Here is a 22,645-nt window from a genome sequence, read left to right as displayed (position 1 = left end):
AAAACGAGAAACTAGAAGGTGGAGTAATTTATGACTCATACAAAGTTTGGATCAAAGGTTCATTCAATCCTAAAAGATAAAGTTGAATTAATCAATACAAATAAAGGGGCGATATATCTAGTTGGACCAATAAAACTTCCGATTAATTTGGATGGAGAAACGGTTATCTTTCAATGGTATTCTTGGTTGAACTGTGATGAGGTTACAGATGATTTTGATCGAATTATTGAAAAGTTATCTTCAGTTAATTTGGCTGAATTACAGCAGTCGAGTGTTTTAACATACGGGGATTTTTCTCATGGAGACGATGCACTAATAAGAATGCATTCTATTTGCCATACAGGCGATATTTTTGGTAGTAAACGATGTGATTGTGGTTATCAATTAAAGCAGTCGATGAAAATGATAGTCGAGCATGGAACAGGTGCTTTATTTTATTTAGCGAATCATGAAGGGAGAGGGATAGGTCTATTTAGTAAGGCGTTGGCCTATATACTTCAAGAAAATGATTATGATACGGTAGAGGCAAACCAAGCACTTGGGTTTGTGGATGATTCTAGAAACTATAGTGATGCGATACAGGTTCTAAAAGCATTGCGTCCTAAGCCTGTGACACTCATTACGAACAACCCTAAAAAGTTAGAAGCCTTAAAACAATCTGGACTTCCTGTTTCTGGGAGAATAGCTCTTTGGGGAGATGTTTCGGAATTCAATGAAAGGTATCTTGAAACAAAAATAAATCGTTCTGGACATATAAAAGAAGGGACTTGTCCTAATGACTAGTGATGAATTATATATGGACTTAGCTTTAAATAATGCAAAAGCAATGAAAGGACAAACGGATCCAAATCCTTTGGTCGGTTCTGTCATTGTGAACAACAATCGTGTAATCGGTCTAGGCGTTCATCTCAAAGCAGGCGAACCACATGCTGAAATTCATGCTCTTCGAATGGCAGGTGAAAACGCAAGGGGTGGTACACTTTATGTGACTTTAGAGCCCTGCTCGCATCATGGGAGAACAGGGCCATGTGCAATAGCCATTGTAGAGGCTGGGATAAAAAAAGTAGTTATTGCTACTCTAGATCCAAATCCAGTCGTCTCAGGAAACGGAGTAGAAATCCTTCGAAATGCTGGGATTGAAGTAATAATTGGATTCCTAGAAAATGAAGCTAAAAAGATGAATGAAGTATTTAATAAATTTATTGTTCAACAAAGACCGTTTGTTACACTGAAATCAGGAATTACTCTAGATGGGAAGATTGCTACGTATTCCTCTGATAGTAAGTGGATCACATCAGAAGAAGCTAGATTAGATGTCCATCACCTAAGAAATGAGAATATGGCGATTCTCGTTGGGGTAAACACGGTAATAAAAGATAATCCAGAGTTGACGGCGCGTATACCAAATGGTCGAAATCCAATTCGGGTTATTGTAGACTCAACTTTAAAGATTCCAATCGATTCAAAGGTAATTCAGGATAATCAAGCTGAAACATGGATCTTTACAAGTGAAAGTTATGATTGCGATAAGCAAAAAACGCTTATTGCTTTAGGAAAAAAGGTTATTGCAACTAAAGGAAAAAACACGGTGGACCTTACTGAACTTGTTGAAATTTTAGGTGAGAATTCAATCTCTTCATTATTGATTGAAGGAGGGGGAGCAATTAATGCTTCTTTTCTAGAGAGCCAATTAATTGACAAAATCATCCTATATTTTGCTCCTAAATTAATTGGAGGAAAATTAGCACCGACTTTTTTAGAGGGAGTAGGCGTAGAGAAGATGCAAGATGCAGTCAATCTTGTAGATGTAGACTTTGCGAAAATAGGAAACGACTTTAAATTTATTGGCTACCCAAATTACAAATAAATTTCTATTATGAAAAAATAAAGGATATAAGAAATAGGTGTCTCTTTAAATAATATGTATAAAAAGAGCCGAAGATGGTTGAAGGATCATTTTCGGCTCTTTTTGATTTCGGGGTGTGTAGACAAACACCAAGATAAGTGATTGGGCTTGTTGAGAATAGGAATAAAAAAAGAGATAGCTTTTATAATATATCTTTCAATTCAGTATCTGAATAAATGGAAATGAAGACGACCGCTTTCTCATCGCCAATGTTTTTCACAAAGTGTGGGACACTAGCATTCCAACTAAAGGAATCACCTTTTTCTACAATAAAGGAGTCCTCACCTTGTTCAGCTAGTATTTTTCCCTCCAAAACTAAATGGCACTCTTCTCCTTCGTGTGCGTGTGGCTCTCCAATCGTAGAACCAGGAGGAAACTCGACGATCAACGTTTTTAGCCCACCTTTAGAGGCTAGATGTTCGATTTTTAAGTTATTAAAAGAAGAATTTGTTCTGGCATCCTTTCTTACGACACGCATATGTTGCTTCTTTTCTAACAGTAGGTAGGGCAAAGGAACTTTTAGAAAGTCTGCAATTGTACTTAAAGTACTAATAGAAGGTGATGTATTATTATTTTCAACATTACTTATAAATCCTTTGGAAAGACCCGTTTTTTCACACATTTGAGCAATTGTTATTTTTTTTCTATTTCTTATTGCCCGGATTTTTGTACCGATGTCCAGTTGAATCACCTCATTGTTTACTTTTATGAAACATATATATATATTAGCAAAAAACATATTGACATACTACATCCTTATTGTTAATGTTATATATAATGCCCTATTCATTTAAGATAAGGTAATTGAGTAATGAAATAAATATTCAAGGAAAGTATATAAAGTTTAATTAAAGGTTCTTGCATTCAGATATAACATATAGTATCATACTAGAAAACGCATACAAAACGGATTGTGACTGTTAAATCAGGCAAAACCGATTACTTGTTAAAGAGTATGGTTTTGTCTTTTTTGTGATTGGAGGTATAAATAAGTGAAGATTGTTAAAATCCTAAATAACAATGTAATTGTCTCTTTAAAAGACGATGAAGAGGTTATCGTTATGGGCCGTGGAATAGCATTTAACAAACAGGCCGGCGAAGAGGTAAATCAAGAACAAATCGATAAAATCTTCACTTTAGAAGACGCTGATATCACAAAGAAGTTCAAAACTTTTATTGCGGACATACCAATAGAATACATGGAATTATCAGAGGAAATAATTAATTATGCGAAAATCCAACTCGGTAAGAAATTGAATGACAGTATTTACATTTCTTTAACCGACCATATTCATTTTGCGATTGATCGTTATAACAATAGCATTCCAATTAAGAATGCATTGTTATGGGAGACGAAGCACCTTTATAAAGAAGAGTTTGAAATCGGAATTGAAGCTCTAAATATGATATTTGAGCAGTTCAATGTTATTTTACCAGAGGATGAAGCGGCTTTTATTGCTCTACATCTAGTAAACGCTCAGTTTAATGAAGATATGACCAATATTGTTGATATGACAAAAGTAATACAAGATATATTAACGATAGTGAAATATCATTATAAACTTGAATTTGACGAAAGCTCTTTAAATTATTATCGTTTTATTACACATTTGAAGTTTTTTGGTCACAGGCTAGTAAAGGGAAATCATTATAATTCCGAACAAGGTGATGACCTCTTAAATGTAATTAAAAATAAGTATCCTGAAGCGTATAAGTGCTCAGAAAAGATAAAAAGATTTGTCGAAAAACAATACAGGTATGAGCTAACAGAAGAAGAAATGCTTTATTTAACGATTCATATAGAAAGAGTAGCAAATAAATAAAATACCGATAATTAGGGTTGTAACTAACAAGGCAAAACCTAAATTGAACTTTCGAGATGAAAGTTTCAATTTAGGTTTTTTCTTTTGAGAGGAGTGGTAAATATCAATTTAACAAATGATATTAATTGGGAGACAAAACTACTTTGTGCGTTATACATTTTAACAACCAAACACAAAAATTAGGAGGGTAAACGATGAGTTATGAAAAATTAGCAAAAGACATCGTACGCGAAGTTGGTGGCGAAGAAAATATTTCGAGTTTAGTCCATTGTGCGACTCGTCTACGCTTTCAATTGAAGGATACAAGTAAAGCGAACAAAGAAGGACTGGAGGAAATGGAGGGCATCCTAAGTGTTGTACAAGCGGGAGGCCAAACCCAGGTAGTTATTGGTTCGCACGTTTCTGATGTTTATAAAGAAATTAAAAAGAATGATAACATAGGTGAAAGTAATTCTAATTCACCTAAAGGAGAAAAGGGAAGTATTACTTCACAAATTTTTGATGTGATATCACGAAGTTTCTCACCATTACTGGGGGCACTTGCTGGAGCTGGGATGCTGAAAGCCTTGTTAGTTGTTCTGACAAGTCTAGGGTGGCTTTCAACTGAAAGCGGCACATATTTTATCCTGTCAGCTGCTGGAAACGCTGTTTTCTTCTTTCTTCCTATCTTTTTGGGAATTACATTAGCGATTAGGTTAGGGGCAAATCCTTATGTGGGTGGTTCGATTGGAGCTGCACTTCTTGAGCCAAACATTACAGGTTTTCTGGCTGAAGGTGGGGCTACTTCATTTCTAGGTATTCCTGCTATTATTGTTGATTATTCATCAACCGTTTTTCCTGTTTTTATCGCCGTTTGTATATATGCAATGGTTGAGAAGTTATTAAAGAAGTTGATTCATAAAGAATTACATTTGTTTATGATTCCTATGTTGGCATTGATTCTTGTAGTGCCGTTAACTGTTTTAATTTTTGGTCCATTTGGCGTCTATGTTGGAAATGGAATTGGTGCAGTTATTGGATTTTTAGCTGAACGAAGTGGGTTAATTACGGGAGCCGTAATGGGGGCTAGTTGGACATTCTTAACTTTATTTGGATTACATTGGGGACTTGTACCAATTATTATCCAAAACCTTTCTGCTGGAGGGGATCCATTGTTATCAATGCTTGCAGCTGGAGTCTTTGCACAAATAGGTGTAGCAACTGGTATTTTCTTTAAAACAAAAGATAAAAAATTAAAAACATTAGCTGGATCTACCCTTCTTCCTGGTACATTAGCTGGTGTTACTGAACCGATGCTTTATGGTCTTATTCTCCGCTATAGAAAAACATTAATTTATGTGGCAGGTGCTGGAGCAATTGGTGGAGCGATAAACGGTGTCTTAGGTTCACAGTCTCTAGTCTTTAATTTTGTGAGCTTTCTGTCAATCCCAGCGTATTCACCTATGGTTTTCCATATGATTGGTGCGTTCACAGCTTTTGCATTAGCTCTTTTAGCAACGATTATGTTAGGTTTTGAAGTCAAAGGTAAGAAAGAAAAAGAAGTAACAGAAAAGACAGACCCTGATACTCAGTCTCTAACAAGGAAGGAAAGTATTTCAAGTCCGCTAACTGGTGAGGTGAAAGCGTTGAAGGATGTAAATGATCCTGCTTTTGCATCTGAAGCGATGGGAAAAGGAATTGCTATAAAACCAACAGTAGGTGAAGTAGTCTCTCCAGTTGAAGGTACAGTAACCGCTGTTTTTCCAACGGGACATGCGATCGGCATTACCTCAAGTAACGGAGCTGAAATTTTAATTCATGTAGGTATTAATACTGTTCAACTAAATGGGAAATTCTTCACGCCCCTTATCAAACAAGGAGATAGTGTAAAACAAGGGGACTTATTAGTGGAATTTGATCTTGAAAAAATAAAGGAAGCTGGATTTGATGTGACCACTCCTATTATTATTACAAATACAGAGAAATATATAGAAGTTGTCGGGTCTAATAAGGAAGTTATTCAAGCGAAAGAAGACTTATTAACTCTTGTTGTATAGTTTTAAGGGTATTTGGATACCCATTTTAATATAATATTTTCTTATTGGAATCCGTTTTTTTAATGGTCTTCAATAATAACCACTCATCGTGTGAAAGTTAAATTCACACGATGAGATAAAAAGAATAATTTCTTTATGAACATAGGAGGTAATACAGATGGTACACAATAAGAAATTTCCGGAAGGTTTTCTATGGGGGGGGGCAACTGCTGCCAATCAGATGGAAGGTGGCTTTCATGCAGGGAATAAAGGTTTAAATATTGCGGATGTTCTTCCTGGAGGAAAAGAAAGGTTAAAAGTATTAAAAGAGCCTAATTTTAATTTTGAACTTGATTATGAAAAATATAGCTATCCTAATCATGAGGGAATCGATTTCTATCATCGATATAAAGAAGATATTGCGTTATTTGCTGAAATGGGGTTTAAAGTATATCGGATGTCGATTGCTTGGACGCGAATTTTTCCAAATGGAAATGAACTAGAAGCAAATGAAGAAGGCCTCGATTTTTATGACCGTGTCTTTGATGAGTTAGCTAAGCATGGAATTGAGCCAGTTGTGACGATTTCTCACTATGAAATGCCTTTAAATCTTGTGAAAAATTATGGTGGTTGGAGAAGTAGAGAGGTAGTTACATTTTTTGAACGATATGTTAATGTGATTTTTAATCGTTATAAGGATAAAGTGAAATATTGGATGACGTTTAATGAAATCAACAGTGCTTTTCACTTTCCGATTATGAGTATGGGATTCTCTGTTGGAAATGAAGAAAATAAGCATCAATCTATTTTCCAAGCTTTTCATCATCAGTTTGTTGCAAGTAGTATAGCTGTAAAGGCTTGTCATGAAATTATCCCTGATGCTCAAATCGGTTGTATGCTTCTTTTTGCTCCTGTTTATTCTTATGATTGTAATCCGGAAAACGTTTTGTATTCATTACAAGAGGAGCAAATGTTGAACTTCTTCTGTGGGGATATCCATGTACGTGGAGAATATCCAGCGTATTCTAAACGCTTTTTCAAAGAGCATAATGTATCATTAGAAATTCAAGATGGAGACCTAGAATTAATCAAGGATCATACCGTTGATTATATAGGCTTCAGTTATTATATGTCACAAACACAGACTAAAGACAAATCTGGCCTTGAGAGGACTCCTGGGAACCTTTTAGAAGGTGTTAGAAATCCATTCCTTACAGCAAGTGACTGGGGTTGGGAAATTGATCCAGATGGATTGCGTATCAGTTTAAATAAGCTATATGATCGTTATCAAATTCCTCTTTTTGCTGTAGAAAACGGATTGGGAGCATATGACAAAGTGGATGAAGATGGTTCCATTAATGATGATTATCGTATTGATTACACTCGTAAACATATAGAAGCAATGCGTGAAGCAATTGAAGATGGCGTTGAACTTATGGGGTATACGAGCTGGGGATGTATTGACCTTGTTAGTGCATCAACAGGTGAATTCTCCAAACGTTATGGCTTTATTTACGTAGATAAGCATGATGATGGCAGTGGAACTTTAGAGCGTAAAAAGAAAAAATCTTTTTACTGGTATAAAGATGTAATCAAAAGTAATGGAGAAAATCTATAATAGATTAAAAAAATTTTAAAAAGGCACTCTATAGAAAGACACTAAAAATGTGTTCTCTCTATAGGGTACTTTTTTGTATCATTTGAATGGTTCTTTAGGTTTCTATTTTCGGTGAGATTCTGATTCTTCTTCCACATCTCTTTTCTCCCATCCCGTCCTTTTCTTTAAGAGTAGTATAATAAGTAGAGTAGCATTTATAGAGTTAGGGTTGGTCTATTTATATAAGGCTAAGGGTGAAGCTGTACAAGTTGTACGCTCCACCCTATTATTGTTTACTTAGAATTAGAAGTTGACCTATAAAGAGAAAGTCCAGTGTATACCTGTTCCTAAGATAGGTATAAATAACTCAACTTTCGCAGCGTATAATTGACCCTTAACCGTTGATAGAGATTGACTTTAGGGCGATACAAGACTCAAATTGACTTTACATGAACGGTTCAATCGTTGACAGTCTGAACACGTCTCTTAGTATGCTGTTGAAGGAAACTGTGCAGTAAAATGAAGAGCTTCGGCTGTCGCTACCAAAACCATACTCCGCGTCCTGCGGGAACCTGGCGAGCCTCCTCGGCAAGCCTTGCGGGGTCTCGCTCCACGGTTTATTCCCGCGGGAGTCTCCGTATGGTTTTGTCCGCTAAGTGTCGTGGAATGCTTGATGATATGGCCATTCTCAATCAGCTATTTTTAACGCAGAAGGACCTTCTTCTTCACTTTGTTGGTTATGGAACTAAATAGGTCGTTGCAACCTATTTTTTTTCCTAAGTCTACAGCCATGAAAAGACATGATTCAAATCGAAACAAGCTCGATCATCTAGCTAACGTACAGAGCCTCCACACTGATTTGTTTACAACTGTAACGGAATGAGTCATGGAAGGAGAAAAATCATTCTCAAGCTCATGTACGTTGAAGTCATGACTATTTTTTTATTCAATGAGAAAACTGAATCTAGATTCGATTTCATTATCTAGCGGACAAACAGACACGGAGACTCCCGCAGGAATAAACCGTCCAATGAGACCCCGCAAGCGTGCTGAGGAGGCTCATGAGGTTCTCGGCAAGGACGCGGAGTGTCTGTTTGGGAGCGACCGCCGGAGGCATTGTACATTGTATATTTTTTCTTGATGCACAGTTTATCCGTTTGGTGTGATAGTGCGTTCTCGCTTTTCAAACGTGTCAAGGGCATTTGTTTAAGAGCTTCCCTTTTGCTCTGCTAACTAGTTGAACGGATTTTCTCGATGCGAAAGTTGATTAAATAAGCCTCTATAAACTGTTCTACCTCAATCGCTTAAGCTACTTCTTCCGTGAGAGTCTTTCAAAAGTTTAAACTTCTAGTTCCATTAACCGATCGTGTTGACGAGTCGATGTAAACTCAGGTAATTTCAACGATTTAAATTTGTCGCTATTCGTAATAATGACTGGTGTAATAACATCAAACCCAGCCTCTTTAATGGCTTCAATGTCGAACGATATAAGGAGATCACCTTCTTTAATTGTATCGCCATCATTTACATGAGAAGTGAAATATTTACCTTCAAGTTTTACAGTATCAATCCCAATATGAATGAGTATTTCCACTCCAGTGTCGCTTGTTAAACCAAGTGCATGCTTAGTATGAAAAATAGTTGCGACTGTTCCGTTGATAGGAGACACTACATGTCCATCAGATGGCTCAATGGCCAGCCCTTTCCCCACCAATCCACTAGAAAACGTAGAATCGTTGACTTGTTCTAAAGGTTTTAATACTCCGTTGATTGGACTAGTAATAACACTTGACTTCATTATAGAATTTTCTTCTACGCTTTCCGTTGCCGCTGCGGCCTCTGTCTTTGAATTTGAGTCTGTTGCCATTTCTGGTTCCTTAAAGCCAAGGAAATATAGGGCGATAAATGGTACAACAATTGCCATAATCATCCCAATGATCGCAAAGGTAAATGTTTCTCCAAAAAACATTGGAACACCTTGTATCCCTGTTTTTACAAAGATATAAGCTTTCGTATCAAATGCCATCATGAAAGCCCCAGCAGTACCACTACCGATCATAGCGGCTATAAATGGTTTTTTCAGGCGAAGATTAACCCCATACATTGCCGGTTCTGTAACTCCAAAGAGGCCAGTAACACCAACAGATGCTGAAAGAGATTTTAGCTTTTTGTTTTTTGTGTAAGCGAAAACGGCGAGTGCTGCTGCACCTTGAGCTATGTTGTTTACAGTTAAAAGCGGTAAAATGTAGTCAAAGCCATGAGTTGCTAGTGACTCTATGAAAATGGGAACTAATGCATAATGCATCCCAGTCATAACGAGTAAAGGCATAAATCCTCCAAGTACCAAACCAGCTAATATTCCTGCATGAGCAAATAAAAATTCAATACCTGTTGCTAAACTGCCTCCTATAATTATTCCAATTGGACCTATAAAAGTTAAGAAAATGGGAACTGAAATTAATAATGTAATAGTTGGGACAAAGATAATTTTTAATGTCTTTGGTGTAAATCTGTCGACGATTCGTTCTATATGTGAAGCAATATAAATCGTTGCAAACATTGGGATAACAGAATAAGCATACGTAGCAGGGGTAACAGGAATGCCCATAAATGAGAGCGTTTCACCCGCAGAATTGGCCTCAGCTAATAAATTTGTTAAATTCGGGAAAAGAACAGCACTAGCAATAGCTACCGCGACAAATTGGTTCATTCCAAACTTAGCTGCAGCACTAAATGCGATTAGTAAAGGAAGAAAATAAAAGGCACCATCACTTAAAGCCATAAAAATTTGATAAGTTTCGCTCGTCGCTGGGACTAAATCGTATGCATCGATGACAGACATAACACCTTTAAGCATTCCTGCCCCTACGATGGCTGGCAGGATCGGCACAAATACGCCTGCCAATACATCAAGAAATCTGCTGATGATATTTTTATTTTTCCCTTTTGATTTGCCTTGATTTCCTCCAGCTGAAAAACCAGTTATTTTTATAAATTCTTTATAAACATTTGATACATCATTTCCAATAATAATTTGGAACTGACCTCCACTGGATTTAGTAGCCATGACCCCATCTGTATTCTCTAGTTTAGTTACATTTACTTTGCTTTCATCTACAAGGTTAAAACGAAGTCTTGTCATACAATGGGTAACATGTTCAATATTATCTTGCCCGCCTAAATGCTTCAATATTTCATTTGATAGCTCACTATAATTCATAATCTTTCCTCCTTATTTTTCAATAAAAAAAACCTAAATTGTATACTTTTCTGGACAAAAATCATAATACCCAAAAAGTACACAACTTAGGTTTTGCCTGCTTAACCAGTAACAATCCCAGTTCATTTATATTCAGCTCTTAACGTCACCCGGTGGACATGTAATGTTAAATAAACCCTTTCGTCATTTGAAATTTTCCAGTCGTAATTTTCAGCAAGATGCGTCGCTATTTTCTCAGTACAGGAAAAGGCTTTTTCATATTTTTGTTTTACTTGATCAAATAGAAATCCGTCTACCCCATCATAAGAGTCTGCTTCTTTTCGGATATACCGAAGAGCAAAGAATCGTAGGTGTGTAAGAAACCTTTCATAATTAATTGTCTTTTCGTCAAGGTCCATCCGATAATAATATTTTACAATGTTCAAAATATTATTAACCATTTTTGTTGCAGCAACCATCGATTCTAGGCCCTCACCAGATACTTGGCTATTTACGAGATGTAGGGCAATGGAGCCAGCCTCATCCTTACCAAGTTTTATTCCGGTCTCTTCTTCAATGAATTCTATAGCCTTTTCCCCAATTTGAAATTCTTGTTTATAAAACTTTTTAATTTCCCACAACAAGGCATTTTTTATATTTAAGCCTTGTTTATAACGTGTAATGGCAAAGCTAATGTGATCAGTTAACGAAACATATAAATGATCATCGACTTTGTAAGGTAGCTGCAACTTTGCATAAGAAATGATTTTATCAGTTATGGCTAAGTACTGGTCTGGAATATCCTGTAATAATTCTACTAACTTATCAGAAATTCCATGATTGCCTAATACGAATGTTTTTTCAATTTTTTCCTGATCGATTTGGTCACCTACCTTTCTTTGAAAGGCAATGCCTCTACCCATAACAACCAATTCATTTCCAGTTGAACTTTCCGTTAAGACGACATTATTGTTTAATACTTTTTTTATATCCATATCACACGCGCCCTCATAAATAAATTTTGTTTTGGTAGAAAAAAAACCCAAATTTGTCTATAAGAATACCAATTTAATGGATTCTTAACACAAATTTAGGTTTTGCCTGACGGACAGTAACAATCCTAGTTTATTTGTAAACGCTTAACTAATTTTTATCATACTAAAAATAATGTGTCAATATAAAAAATGAATTTTCTTTTGGAACTATTGTTATGTTGAAAAAATTAGTAAATATTTTCAAAGGGATTTACTTCAATATTTAATATACTTGATTGACATCGTTTTCAATTAAACCTATAATACAAATAAATTCATAATAAATACAGGATTGTAACCTTTCTGGGCAAAACCTAAGTTGATGATAGTATTGCAGTTTGCAATATTGTCACTAACTTAGGTTTTTTTGATATTAGTTATGGAGGTGAAAAGTAAAATGTCATCCACTAAGGTTTTGACTCTATAATTTTTGTCTAGTTATAAGAAACGAACGGGAAAGTATTGTTTGAAAAAGAAGTAGTAGGATTGTCAAATAATAAAAAGTGAAAAACACATGGTGAAATAATGAGTGGCCACTGAAAAAACAGTCTACTCGTAAAAGTAGGGTTACATTAGTTAGCCTACTCCGCGAGCTGCATGCCCTCCCATCCTTCACTATTAGGCAGTCCGCTCGCTCCGTTTTGGTCATCAAAAAAAGATTGGGGCCAACTTTTAGCAAATTACTTTGGATGAAGTTCCTTTTCTTTTAGTCATAGAATCCTACTTTTTTAGTGGCTTCAAATAATGTAGGTTTGTACATGGAATGGCAGTAAGGACTTTTTATACTTTGACTTTACGAATATCTTATATTGGAGGGTTTTCAACTATGTTTCAAGTAAAAGCAAAATTTCCGGAAAATTTCTTATGGGGAGGGGCAACAGCCGCTAATCAATTCGAAGGAGGAAGCGATGTCGGCGGTAAAGGCCTTTCTGTCTCTGATGTGTATACATTTGATGAAAATATGCCAAAAGAGCATTTGTCTGATCAATGGCTTAGGATGACTCGTAAGCAAGTAAAAGATGCTCAAGATTCTTCTCGTAATAACTATTATCCAAAGAGACATGGAATAGACTTCTACCATAATTATAAAGAAGATATCGCTTTATTTGCTGAAATGGGCTTTAAATCATTTCGGATGTCCCTTGCTTGGACACGCATTTTTCCGAATGGGGATGAAGTGGAGCCAAATGAAGAGGGACTAGCCTTTTATGATCGTGTGTTTGACGAACTAAATAAATATGGAATTGAACCAATTGTCTCGTTATCACATTATGAAATGCCACTTTATCTTGTGACGGAATATGGGGGATGGGAGAACCGAAAGCTAATCGATTTCTTTGTTCACTATGCGAACATCGTTTTTGAACGATATAAAGGGAAAGTGAAGTACTGGATGACTTTTAATGAAATCAATTCTTGTAAGCATCATCCCTTTGTAAGTCTTGGGGTGATAGAAGAAGACCATCCTTGTTTGGAACAAGCGAAAGTTCAGGGCGCCCATCATCAATTTGTTGCGAGTGCATTAGCAACGAAAGCCTTGAAGGAAATTGACCCTAAGGCAAAAATGGGTTGTATGGTCAGTTACACGGTATTTTTCCCTTATAGTTGCAATCCGGATGATGTTCAGAAAACAATGGAAAGACAACGTGATGCATTATTATTTAGTGATGTTCAGGCGAGAGGTTATTACCCTGAATATACAGCCAGAATGTTTGCCGAGAAGAATGTCGTTCTGAATGTTGAACCTGGGGATGAACAAATTTTAAAGGACTATCCAGTAGATTACATATCCTTTAGTTATTATATGTCTAGTGCAGTCAGTGCTCATCCAGAAAAACTTGAAGGAGCAGTTGGTAACTTATTAGTTGGAGGAATTAAAAACCCACACCTGCCGGCAAGTGATTGGGGATGGCAGATTGATCCTAAGGGCTTAAGGATTGCTTTGAACCAACTGTATGAACGCTATCAAAAGCCATTATTCATTGCGGAGAATGGACTAGGAGCCATCGATACATTGCAAGAAGGTGATGTTATAAACGATGATTATCGAATTTCTTATTTAGGAGAACATATTAAACAGGTGAAAGAAGCTATTGCAGACGGTGTTAATGTATTTGGTTACACAAGCTGGGGTTGTATTGATATGATCAGTGCTTCAACTAACCAAATTTCAAAACGGTATGGTTATATTTACGTTGACCAGGACGACATGGGCAGAGGTACAAAACGTCGCATAAAGAAAAAATCATTTGAGTGGTATAAAAATGTTATTACTAGTAATGGAGAACAATTAGATTAGTAAGTGTTAAACCGTCCTATAGAGGGGAGGGGGGAGCATTTTATTAAAAGCATTCTTCTCATACTTTTAATAGAAAGGGAGTTGTGTAGAACTGAATATTAAATTCAATCTTTCACAGCTCCCGATAAATGTTGAACTAGTTAAGTATCGTTATATCAAGATTTATCGAAGTTTCGTTCGAAAAAAGATCTTAAAGATCATTTTTTATATAGTCGGCAAGCCTTTTAATATTTTCTTCATTCCTTCGATAGTAAGTCCATTGTCCGTGACGCTCAGCTTCTAAAAGCCCTACTTTCTGCATCATTTGTAAATAGTGTGATACGGTAGATTGTGACATATTTGCTTTTTCTTGAATATCACCTACACATACTCCTCCTTTTTCACTTATATTTTTTGACATATGCATAGACGGCTTATCGAAATGTTCCATTGGTTCTTTCAACCATTTCAACATTTCTAATCTTGTTTTGTTAGCTAATACTTTAAAGATCTCAATTGAATTTTCCATGATCATAAGTTAACCAATTAATTTCGATATGTCAAATATGATAGAACCAATACTAAAACCAGTAGATGTTTACAAGGGAATCTACTGGTTTGTTTATTAGTGGTTTCGAAAACCCCTGGCTATGCCGGGGGTTCTAAAAAGCTTCAAGCGTGGTATTAAAAAAAAACCTCACTTCATGGTAGGATAAAGTTGGTTTCCCGACCGCTTCATCGCACCAAAGAAGGAGGTATGCCCTGTGAAGGACATGAATAGTTTAGCACACACAACATGGAATTGTAAGTATCACATCGTGTTTGCACCAAAATACAGAAGACAAATCATCTATGGAAAATACAAAAAAAGTATCGGACAGATCATAAGAGATTTATGTGAAAGAAAAGGGGTCGTGATTCATGAAGCAAATGCTTGTCCGGATCACATCCATATGTTAGTAAGTATTCCGCCGAAGTTAAGTGTGTCACAATTCATGGGGTACTTAAAAGGGAAAAGTAGTCTCATGATATTTGATCGACATGCCAATTTGAAGTATCGCTACGGGAACAGGAAGTTTTGGTGTAGAGGCTTCTATGTTGATACAGTGGGAAGAAACAAGAAGCAGATACAAGAATACATTAGGAATCAGCTAAAAGAAGACTATATGGGTGATCAGTTATCATTGTTCGAAGACTATGACCCGTTTACCGGAGAGAAAAATAAGAAGAGATAAAGAAATTCTTTAGAATTAGTGGGTGAATGTGGTGCAAAAGGGAAACCGGTTCAGTGGGCCTTTAAGGCCTAGGCCGGTAAGAAAGGCTTTCAGCCGCAGAGTAAACCACCAGTTCACACTGGTGGTTTTGATTAAAATGGATTAAATTTAAGGATATTATTTTTCACCGCTAAGCTTTACGAGAATTTTTGCCTGTGTTTTATCGTTAGTTAACGCCTCAAAGCCATTTTCAACAATGTTATCTAATTCAGTAAGACTCGTAACAATTTTATGGGGCTCTAATTGTCCAGAGTTCATTGCATTGATTGTCTTCCTGAATGTTGATGGTGAGTAAACGATAGAGGCTTTGATAGTAACACCTGTGTTCGTGATTTGCATTGGGCTCCATTGAATTTCTCTAGCAAAGATTGATACAACATCTACTACTCCTTGTGCTTTTGTTACATCAATTGCTTGTTTGAATGTAGGAGCTACACCGGCTACCTCAAATGCTACATCTACCCCGTCAGGACAGAGATTACGGATTTCCTTTACAGGATCGGCATTTCCAGAGTTGATAATATGAGTAGCGCCTAATTCTTTCGCTTTCTCTAAACGGAATTCTGCTATATCAGTAACAAAGATCTCACTTGCCCCTGCGGCTTTAGCAGCAAGAATGGTCAATAATCCGATTGGACCAGCCCCAAAAATAGCGACAGTATCACCCAATTTCACACCAGCATCAAGTACGGCTTGTACCGTTACCGCCATTGGTTCAACTAAAGCACCGTCCTGTAAGGATAAATGTTCTCCTAATAAATAGGCATTATCTTCTGGTACAATTGCATATTTTGTAAATCCACCGTTACCGTTGAGCCCAATGAAGCTCATACCATCGTATCGGTCCACAGATTCGTGTTTATTTCCATGTGTAATGGTAGGGTTGATGGCAATGCGGTCTCCGACTTTTACTGAAGTTACATTCGAGCCGGTTTCCTCTACAACACCTGCGAATTCATGTCCCATTATTACTGGGGCAATGTCACCTGTAAACGGGTCTGGTTGCTCTGTATTGATGAAGATTGGTCCGTGTAGATATTCGTGCAAGTCACTGCCGCAAATTCCTGCCCATGCGACTTTCACTTTTACTTCATTTTCTTTAAGTTCTCCTAAATCAACTTCCTCGACTCTAATATCTTTCACACCATGCCATATTGCTGCCTTCATAAATGACTCCTCCAATTATTTTAAAATTGATATCCACAAAATAACATCTTTAATAGCCGTATGGGCATTGTCGAAATCTTTCATTTCAATCCACTTGATAAATGTACGAATGGATGGATGATAGGCTTCAATTCGTTCCAAGTCCCACTTCGTTTGTGCTGCAACATTTGTTACAAATGTAGTTTCTTTAAAGAATCGAAAGACTGCTACATTTTCTGCTACTTCAAAAAATAATTGTAAAATGTGTGCAACTGCAAGAACATATTCAAAAACCTTTTTCTCGGACTTTCTTTGTTCCAGTATCTCAAAACGCCGCATGAGTTCTTGATGTGCAGTAGCAGACCATTTTTGTTCACATTTTTTAAGAGCAAAATATAACAAGTGGTTAAGCGCTTCCAAATAATCTTCCAATTCCTGATCTGAAATCGTTTTAACTTTTACGCCTTTATGTTGTTCCTTTTCGACTACACCGTCTTTTTGTAAGAGATAAAGAGCCTCACGAACAGGTGCATGACTGACTTGTAATTCTTTTGCTATTTCTGCTTCTATTAAGCGTTGACCTTGATTGTAATATCCAGAAAAGATGCGAGCTAATAATTGTTCGGCTATTTGTTCAGCCAGTGTTTTTTTGATGAAATCCATTTAACCACTCCAATAAATTGATACTTTCTATTGTAATAGTTTTATGGATTGAATGGCTAGTAAAGGTTATAAATTATGGATTATCTATTATCGATAATAGATAATTTAATATTAATATAATTATGAAATACTTTCAATCCTTTAGCTCTATCCAAGTGTTCATGTTAAAGAGAAGTGATGTGCTTGAAGAAACAGCCTCATTATCCGCATCGTGAGGGTGAGTGTGTATAAAGTTTAATAACAAGAAGTAGAAAAATGTCTTGCACCGTGGTTTTTTATGATATAAAATGTGAGAAAGCGTATACAAGATGGATTGTGACTGTTAAATCAGGCAAAACCAATTACTTTCTAGGAGTATGGTTTTGTCTTTTTTGTGATTGGAGGTGTTTAAAGTGAAGATACTGAAAATATTAAACAATAATGTCATCGTCTCATTAAAGGATAGGCAAGAGGTTATCATCATGGGGCTGGGAATAGCATTTGATAAACGTATTGGTGATGAGATAAGTGAAAAAAAGATCGATAAAATCTTTACTTTGGAAAACAAGGATATTACACAGAAATTCAAAACGCTCATTTCCGAAATCCCAATGGAATACATGGAAATCTCTGAAAGAATCATAAGTAACGCCAAATTACAGCTTGGAAAGAAGCTAAATGATAGTATTTATATCTCTTTAACGGATCATATCCATTTCGCCATTAAACGCTACAATAATCATATACCAATAAAAAATGGACTGCTTTATGAAACAAAACACTTCTATAAAGAGGAGTTTGAAATCGGTTTAGAAGCATTAGACATGATTTGTGAGCAGTTTAATGTCATTCTACCAGAGGATGAGGCCGCCTTTATGGCCCTACATCTAGTCAATGCTCAACTCAATGAAAATATGTCAAATACGGTGGATATGACCAAGGTGATTCAAGATATATTAACGATTGTTAAATACCATTTTAAGATGAACTTTGACGAAAGTTCATTAAATTATTATCGATTTATTACTCATTTAAAGTTTTTCGCACATAGATTAGTAAAGGGTAATCATTTTAAGGACAATCATAGGGATGACCTCTTAAATGTTATTAAAACAAAGTACTCCTACGCATATAAGTGCTCTGAAAAAGTGAAGAAGTTTATTGAGAAGCAATTTAATTATGAGTTAACAGATGAAGAAATGCTTTATTTAACTATTCATATAGAAAGAGTGGAAAAAGTGAATACAGGATTCTATTCTAGGGTTGTAACTGATAAAGGCAAAACCTAAATTGAGCTTTCAATTGTGAAGGCATCAATTTAGGTTTTTTTTTATGGAAGGGGTGATGAAGAGCAGTCTGGATAAGGGTCATGGCTGTCATCTTTCCGATGTTTTTTAGGAAATAGTAAGAGTAATTAAAAATTCTATTAGGAGGTTATAAGGAATGACTAGAAAAAATGTATTTCTTAAATTAGTAGCATCTTCTCTACTTATATGTTTATTTACAGGTTGTGCATCAGAAAATGAGGTGAGTTCGAATGAAGGGGAAAGTGAAGTGATTTTAGGAAAGCTTTCTTCAGAAAATGTAACATTAATTACGAAGGTGCTTCCACTAGGTGAAGTAGTCTATGCAATGGCAGCCGATTTTGGAGATGAAATAGATGGAGCAACACTAGATCCTTCGAGTTTTGAAGTGGAAGTTGCTGTCGGCGATGACATAGAAACACGAACGATCACAAATGTATATACAAATGATCAAATGGAAATTAGTGACGTTGGTCGAGCTGGAAGATACGTGATTATTGAAATGGATCCTATTGAAGCAAGTGCAAGTACTTTATCTTTTAATATTGATTCTTTCTTAAATACTAGAAATGAGTTGAACTACTTGTTAGTTCAAAAAGAAACTATTTTAACAGTAAACGGGACAGTTTTTGAAGCTTCTGAGGAAAAAATAGAGCACACTAATGAAGTAACACCGATCGTTGATGAATTTGGAAAGTTCACTTATCAGGATGATTTTGGTAATGAAATGCCATATCGCCTTTTTGAGCCACAAACGGAATCGGATAAAAAATATCCACTAGTATTATTCTTACATGGTTCAGGTGAACGAGGAAGTGATAATTCCTTACAACTTTTAGGGAATGAAAGTGCATTAGTATGGGCTACACCAGAACAACAAGCTAAGAATCCAGCTTATGTTTTGTCTCCACAAGCCCCAACCCAAGAAATATTAACTACTTATTGGGCCGACGAACCAAATTATTCTATGGTAGAAGAATTACTTGTAGAAACAATAGAGAAATATCCGATTGATACTAACCGTATTTATGTAACGGGTGTCTCTAATGGTGGAGTTGGGACATGGCATATTGCAATTCAAAACCCGGAATTATTTGCTGCGATTGTTCCTGTGTGCGGATATCCAGATGTTGCGAATAATGAAGTTTTAGAACCTTATGTTCCTTTAGAAGATGCTTCACTATTGGAAGGGATTAAAGATTTACCAATTTGGGTTTTCCACGCAGCAGATGATGAGCTTGTAGATGTAAATTATAGTAGGGATGCAGTTGCTGCTATTGAATCTTTAGGAGGTTCTTCGATTCGTTATACTGAGTATCCAGAAGGAGAAGTAGAACCGAATGGACATCATGCGTGGATTCCCGCCTACCAAAACCAAGAAATGATTGATTGGGTATTCGAACAATCCAAGTAATTAAATAGTAATTAGCAATCACGGAAAATAATCTATTAAAAAGGGGAACAAAAATGTTTAAGTGGAATAACATAGTACGCTTCATGTTAGGGATCACAATATGGATGATAATAACTGCTTGTTCAACTGAAACAGAAAATGAGAGCAAGGAATCAAATGCTGAGCTAGAAAGTGTAAAATTGAACCCATCAAAGCCTATTAATGTAAGTGGTGGTCAAATCACAGGAGTACTATCTTCTAATTCCGAAGTAGCGATATACAAAGGAATTCCATATGCAGCACCACCAATTGGAGATTTAAGATGGAAAGAGCCACAGTCTGTTATTCCATGGGAAGGTGTAAAGGAAGCTAGCCAATTTGGACAGAGCTGTATCCAGCCAGAACAAGCCCCATTTATGATGTGGTCAGAGGAATTTATTATTAATACATCAAAAGGATACTCTGAAGATTGTTTAACATTAAATGTATGGACTAACACCGATTCAACTCTAAAAGAACATCCTGTGATTGTATATATTCACGGTGGAGGAAATACAACAGGAGGTTCATCAGTTGAAGTATATGATGGAGAGGCTATTGCTGAAATGGATGCGGTTTATGTAAGCATCAACTACCGGCTAGGAATTTTGGGGTTCCTAGCACACCCAGAGTTATCGGCTGAATCTATAGATGGAGTATCTGGAAATTATGCATTGCTCGATCAAATTGCTGCTTTAGAATGGATAAAGAACAATATATCTGAATTTGGTGGCGATCCGAATAATATTACAATTATAGGACAATCAGCTGGCTCGATGAATGTAAATATGCTAACCTTGTCACCTAAAGCAAAGGGGCTTTTCAAAAATGCTGTAGCTATGAGTTTTAATGTATTAAACAGCGAGTTTGATACTTTAACTGAGAAGGAGGCTGAGGCCTCTAAATTGTTCGAAGGGAAAACATTAAAAGAAATGAAATCTATGCCTGTAAACGAATTGCTAGCTTTAAATTATAGTGGTAGTTACAATATCGACGGTAAAGTAGTGACAGATAACCCGGTAAATGTACTTAAGGAAGGTAATCAAAATGATGTTACTATGATGAGTGGTAACGTAAAAGGTGACATAGGAATAGATGGAATCCTTCCATTATCCAATATATTTGAACTTCCAACTACTATTAGCAAAGAAGATTATGAGGATTTAGTTGAACATGTATTTGGCAGTAAAGCATCAGAAGCTCTTGCTTTGTATCCAGCACCGGATGACGATGCAATTAATCCATTTAATGAGATGAATCAAGATGCGATGATGGCAGCACAACTAACTTTTGCAAAATTGAGAGGTTTACAAGGAAAAGCTCCAACGTATGTTTATTATTTTGATCATGTAATGCCAGGAAATGAATCAGGAGTGTACGGAGCATTCCACACGGCAGATGTACCATATTTTTTAAATTACTTCTCTCCACTTAGAGAGGAATTCTGGACTCAAATGGATTATGATTTAGGGGAGTTGGTTTCTGAATACTTAGTTATCTTAGCTAGGACAGGAAATCCTAACGAGGAAGAGCTGGAAAGTTGGAAGGCATATAACGGAGATATGTCCTTTATACATTTTGGAGAGCAGGTTACGACAACTAGTTTAAGTGATGAAAAGGGAGAATTTTGGAGGGACTATTATAATCGTTTATTTGGTCTGTAAGTAGAAATAAATCATACAGCTCTTGAGTTTTGCAAAAGGATAAAAGCGAATGATTAAGTAAATTAGAGGTATTAAATGATAGTCGAATTAATTTCTTTGTTTCTTTACCATTTTTTTCGACTTTAGTAGGTCCGAAGATAAGTAAATGGAGAAGGGGATAATTAAAAATGAAAAAGAGATTGTTTTCAGCATTAGTAGGGGGAACATTATTGTTTGCAGGAGTAGTAGCTGGTTGTTCAAGCACCCAAGAAACGAACATTGATGATGAAGAACCGATCGAAGAATCCATTCAGACTTCCACTTCGCCAGCGGTTACTGTGCTTGGAGGGGATTTCACTTTTCCGAACAAGATTGAAGGAATGCCTGCCAAATTATCAGAATTCGAAGATCTAGAAATCGGTTCGTTCGAAACTAGTGATGGCGTGAAGTTATCTTATTGGACAGCCGGTACAGGTGAGCCGCTAATCCTTCTTCCCGGGTGGTCAGTTAATGGTGCACATTTTCTGAACGTGATGTATCTTCTTCACGACAACTACCGCGTTTATACACTTGATCCTCGTAACCAAGGATTATCGGAAGATGTCAAATATGGAAACCGTATTTCCCGTTATGCTACCGATCTTAAGGAGTTCTTGGATCATATCGATGTAAAGTCTGCAGATTTCGCGGGCCACTCGATGGGGGCTGCTATGTTGTGGAGTTATATTGACCTTTACGGAACTAAAGGAATTAACAAGGTCGCTTTTATTGATCAACCACCAGTAATTGTTCCTACTCCTAGTATGACTGATGAGGAACGCGAGGAGTTATCGGTACCTTTTGAATCATCGGAGCAGTTACAAGATATTCTATCATCTGTAGATTTTTCTCTGATGGATAGTTCGAGTACTCCATACTCCGAAAATACGGCGAGTCTATCTAATCAGTTTGCCAACAATGATATGGATTACTTAATTCGTGTAATGTATAATCACGGCACTAACGATTGGCGAGACGTGATTGAAAATAAGATTGATGTACCGACTGCAATCTTTACGGGAGAACTTAGTATATATTTAGAAAATCAGCGTTGGATACATTCTGCTATTCCTAACTCTACTCTTTATGTTTATTCAGAGGAGGAACATGGGGATCATAGTTTAATGGAAAAGAATCCGGAAAAATTCGCCAAAGATCTACAGGAATTCTTGGAGTATTAAATAAAAATAACAAAACTTAGTAGTTTACTATTGTGACAGATTAATCTTTTTAAAGAACTAAAAGTAATATGGCAGCTCACGAATGTGACTGCCATATTTACGGTCTATAGAAGATGTTGTTAAAAAGTTTTT

At 36.3% G+C, this 22,645-nt stretch carries 17 protein-coding genes; 11 read left to right on the top strand and 6 right to left on the bottom strand.

Going from position 1 to position 22,645, the window contains the following annotated elements; all coding sequences use genetic code 11:
- The first annotated feature begins 30 nt into the window (after positions 1-30).
- Both AA0017_RS18080 and ribD read left to right on the top strand, forming a co-directional pair.
- Entirely contained in the window at positions 31-783 is a 753-nt protein-coding gene (locus tag AA0017_RS18080; RefSeq protein WP_413376753.1) for a GTP cyclohydrolase II, read from the top strand.
- The gene (gene ribD, locus AA0017_RS18075; RefSeq protein WP_413376751.1) at positions 776-1,867 is read left to right on the top strand and encodes a bifunctional diaminohydroxyphosphoribosylaminopyrimidine deaminase/5-amino-6-(5-phosphoribosylamino)uracil reductase RibD; all 1,092 of its coding nucleotides are present in this window, start codon (positions 776-778) and stop codon (positions 1,865-1,867) included. Before AA0017_RS18080 ends, ribD begins: the two co-directional genes overlap by 8 nt.
- 181 nt (positions 1,868-2,048) lie before the next feature.
- Here ribD and AA0017_RS18070 read toward each other — a convergent pair whose 3' ends face one another.
- Complete coding sequence (locus tag AA0017_RS18070) at positions 2,049-2,588, bottom strand: helix-turn-helix domain-containing protein (RefSeq protein WP_413382698.1); 540 nt, start codon at positions 2,586-2,588, stop codon at positions 2,049-2,051.
- Positions 2,589-2,898: 310 nt separating this feature from the next.
- On the opposite strand from AA0017_RS18070, the gene licT (AA0017_RS18065) reads away from it, so the two are divergent.
- The 3 genes from licT (AA0017_RS18065) (at position 2,899) to AA0017_RS18055 (ending at position 7,362) form a co-directional block, all read left to right on the top strand.
- Positions 2,899-3,729 (top strand): BglG family transcription antiterminator LicT, encoded by an 831-nt coding sequence (licT, locus tag AA0017_RS18065; RefSeq protein WP_413376749.1) that lies wholly within the window; start codon positions 2,899-2,901, stop codon positions 3,727-3,729.
- 194 nt (positions 3,730-3,923) lie between these two features.
- Complete coding sequence (locus AA0017_RS18060) at positions 3,924-5,765, top strand: beta-glucoside-specific PTS transporter subunit IIABC (protein WP_413376747.1); 1,842 nt, start codon at positions 3,924-3,926, stop codon at positions 5,763-5,765.
- Between the two features lie 157 nt (positions 5,766-5,922).
- Complete coding sequence (locus AA0017_RS18055; RefSeq protein WP_413376745.1) at positions 5,923-7,362, top strand: glycoside hydrolase family 1 protein; 1,440 nt, start codon at positions 5,923-5,925, stop codon at positions 7,360-7,362.
- A gap of 1,318 nt (positions 7,363-8,680) precedes the next feature.
- On the opposite strand, the gene AA0017_RS18050 is transcribed toward AA0017_RS18055, so the two are convergent.
- Together AA0017_RS18050 and licT (AA0017_RS18045) are read right to left on the bottom strand one after the other, a co-directional pair.
- A complete protein-coding gene (locus tag AA0017_RS18050; protein WP_413376743.1) occupies positions 8,681-10,561 on the bottom strand; it encodes a beta-glucoside-specific PTS transporter subunit IIABC in 1,881 nt (626 codons plus the stop codon).
- A gap of 122 nt (positions 10,562-10,683) precedes the next feature.
- Complete coding sequence (licT, locus tag AA0017_RS18045) at positions 10,684-11,535, bottom strand: BglG family transcription antiterminator LicT (protein WP_413376741.1); 852 nt, start codon at positions 11,533-11,535, stop codon at positions 10,684-10,686.
- A gap of 865 nt (positions 11,536-12,400) precedes the next feature.
- Between licT (AA0017_RS18045) and AA0017_RS18040 the strand changes: the two genes are divergently transcribed.
- Positions 12,401-13,873, top strand: coding sequence for a glycoside hydrolase family 1 protein (locus tag AA0017_RS18040; RefSeq protein ID WP_413376739.1), 1,473 nt, complete (start codon positions 12,401-12,403; stop codon positions 13,871-13,873).
- A 190-nt stretch (positions 13,874-14,063) separates the two neighbouring features.
- On the opposite strand, the gene AA0017_RS18035 is transcribed toward AA0017_RS18040, so the two are convergent.
- A complete protein-coding gene (locus AA0017_RS18035; protein WP_413376737.1) occupies positions 14,064-14,381 on the bottom strand; it encodes an ArsR/SmtB family transcription factor in 318 nt (105 codons plus the stop codon).
- 244 nt (positions 14,382-14,625) lie between these two features.
- On the opposite strand from AA0017_RS18035, the gene tnpA reads away from it, so the two are divergent.
- The gene (gene tnpA / locus AA0017_RS18030; RefSeq protein ID WP_413382362.1) at positions 14,626-15,087 is read left to right on the top strand and encodes an IS200/IS605 family transposase; all 462 of its coding nucleotides are present in this window, start codon (positions 14,626-14,628) and stop codon (positions 15,085-15,087) included.
- Positions 15,088-15,243: 156 nt separating this feature from the next.
- Here the strand turns inward: tnpA and AA0017_RS18025 are convergent, their stop codons facing one another.
- Positions 15,244-16,293 carry a 2,3-butanediol dehydrogenase gene (locus tag AA0017_RS18025; protein WP_413376735.1) on the bottom strand — a complete coding sequence of 350 codons (1,050 nt, stop codon included), beginning with the start codon at positions 16,291-16,293 and terminating at the stop codon, positions 15,244-15,246.
- Between the two features lie 15 nt (positions 16,294-16,308).
- Entirely contained in the window at positions 16,309-16,935 is a 627-nt protein-coding gene (locus tag AA0017_RS18020; RefSeq protein WP_413376733.1) for a GntR family transcriptional regulator, read from the bottom strand.
- A 392-nt stretch (positions 16,936-17,327) separates the two neighbouring features.
- Between AA0017_RS18020 and licT (AA0017_RS18015) the strand changes: the two genes are divergently transcribed.
- The 4 genes from licT (AA0017_RS18015) (at position 17,328) to AA0017_RS18000 (ending at position 22,513) form a co-directional block, all read left to right on the top strand.
- Positions 17,328-18,203 carry a BglG family transcription antiterminator LicT gene (gene licT, locus AA0017_RS18015; RefSeq protein WP_413376731.1) on the top strand — a complete coding sequence of 292 codons (876 nt, stop codon included), beginning with the start codon at positions 17,328-17,330 and terminating at the stop codon, positions 18,201-18,203.
- A 154-nt stretch (positions 18,204-18,357) separates the two neighbouring features.
- Positions 18,358-19,632 carry a prolyl oligopeptidase family serine peptidase gene (locus tag AA0017_RS18010; RefSeq protein ID WP_413376729.1) on the top strand — a complete coding sequence of 425 codons (1,275 nt, stop codon included), beginning with the start codon at positions 18,358-18,360 and terminating at the stop codon, positions 19,630-19,632.
- A gap of 53 nt (positions 19,633-19,685) precedes the next feature.
- A complete protein-coding gene (locus tag AA0017_RS18005) occupies positions 19,686-21,314 on the top strand; it encodes a carboxylesterase/lipase family protein (RefSeq protein WP_413376727.1) in 1,629 nt (542 codons plus the stop codon).
- 167 nt (positions 21,315-21,481) lie between these two features.
- The gene (locus AA0017_RS18000; protein WP_413376725.1) at positions 21,482-22,513 is read left to right on the top strand and encodes an alpha/beta fold hydrolase; all 1,032 of its coding nucleotides are present in this window, start codon (positions 21,482-21,484) and stop codon (positions 22,511-22,513) included.
- Positions 22,514-22,645 lie beyond the last annotated feature (132 nt).

This window comes from Alkalihalobacillus phoenicis, from assembly GCF_047302405.1.
GTDB lineage: Bacteria > Bacillota > Bacilli > Bacillales > Bacillaceae_D > Alkalihalobacillus.
The sequence above is the reverse complement of the archived record's forward strand: the minus strand, read 5'-3'. Positions and strand labels throughout refer to the sequence as shown.

Coding starts and splice junctions, on each gene's coding strand:
- ribD (WP_413376751.1), top strand. CDS start 776: ATGACTAGTGATGAATTATATATGGACTTAGCTTTAAATAATGCAAAA.
- AA0017_RS18040 (WP_413376739.1), top strand. CDS start 12,401: ATGTTTCAAGTAAAAGCAAAATTTCCGGAAAATTTCTTATGGGGAGGG.
- AA0017_RS18080 (WP_413376753.1), top strand. CDS start 31: ATGACTCATACAAAGTTTGGATCAAAGGTTCATTCAATCCTAAAAGAT.
- AA0017_RS18010 (WP_413376729.1), top strand. CDS start 18,358: ATGACTAGAAAAAATGTATTTCTTAAATTAGTAGCATCTTCTCTACTT.
- AA0017_RS18055 (WP_413376745.1), top strand. CDS start 5,923: ATGGTACACAATAAGAAATTTCCGGAAGGTTTTCTATGGGGGGGGGCA.
- AA0017_RS18020 (WP_413376733.1), bottom strand. CDS start 16,935: ATGGATTTCATCAAAAAAACACTGGCTGAACAAATAGCCGAACAATTA.
- licT (WP_413376741.1), bottom strand. CDS start 11,535: ATGGATATAAAAAAAGTATTAAACAATAATGTCGTCTTAACGGAAAGT.
- tnpA (WP_413382362.1), top strand. CDS start 14,626: ATGAATAGTTTAGCACACACAACATGGAATTGTAAGTATCACATCGTG.
- AA0017_RS18035 (WP_413376737.1), bottom strand. CDS start 14,381: ATGGAAAATTCAATTGAGATCTTTAAAGTATTAGCTAACAAAACAAGA.
- AA0017_RS18005 (WP_413376727.1), top strand. CDS start 19,686: ATGTTTAAGTGGAATAACATAGTACGCTTCATGTTAGGGATCACAATA.
- AA0017_RS18025 (WP_413376735.1), bottom strand. CDS start 16,293: ATGAAGGCAGCAATATGGCATGGTGTGAAAGATATTAGAGTCGAGGAA.
- AA0017_RS18000 (WP_413376725.1), top strand. CDS start 21,482: ATGAAAAAGAGATTGTTTTCAGCATTAGTAGGGGGAACATTATTGTTT.
- AA0017_RS18050 (WP_413376743.1), bottom strand. CDS start 10,561: ATGAATTATAGTGAGCTATCAAATGAAATATTGAAGCATTTAGGCGGG.
- AA0017_RS18060 (WP_413376747.1), top strand. CDS start 3,924: ATGAGTTATGAAAAATTAGCAAAAGACATCGTACGCGAAGTTGGTGGC.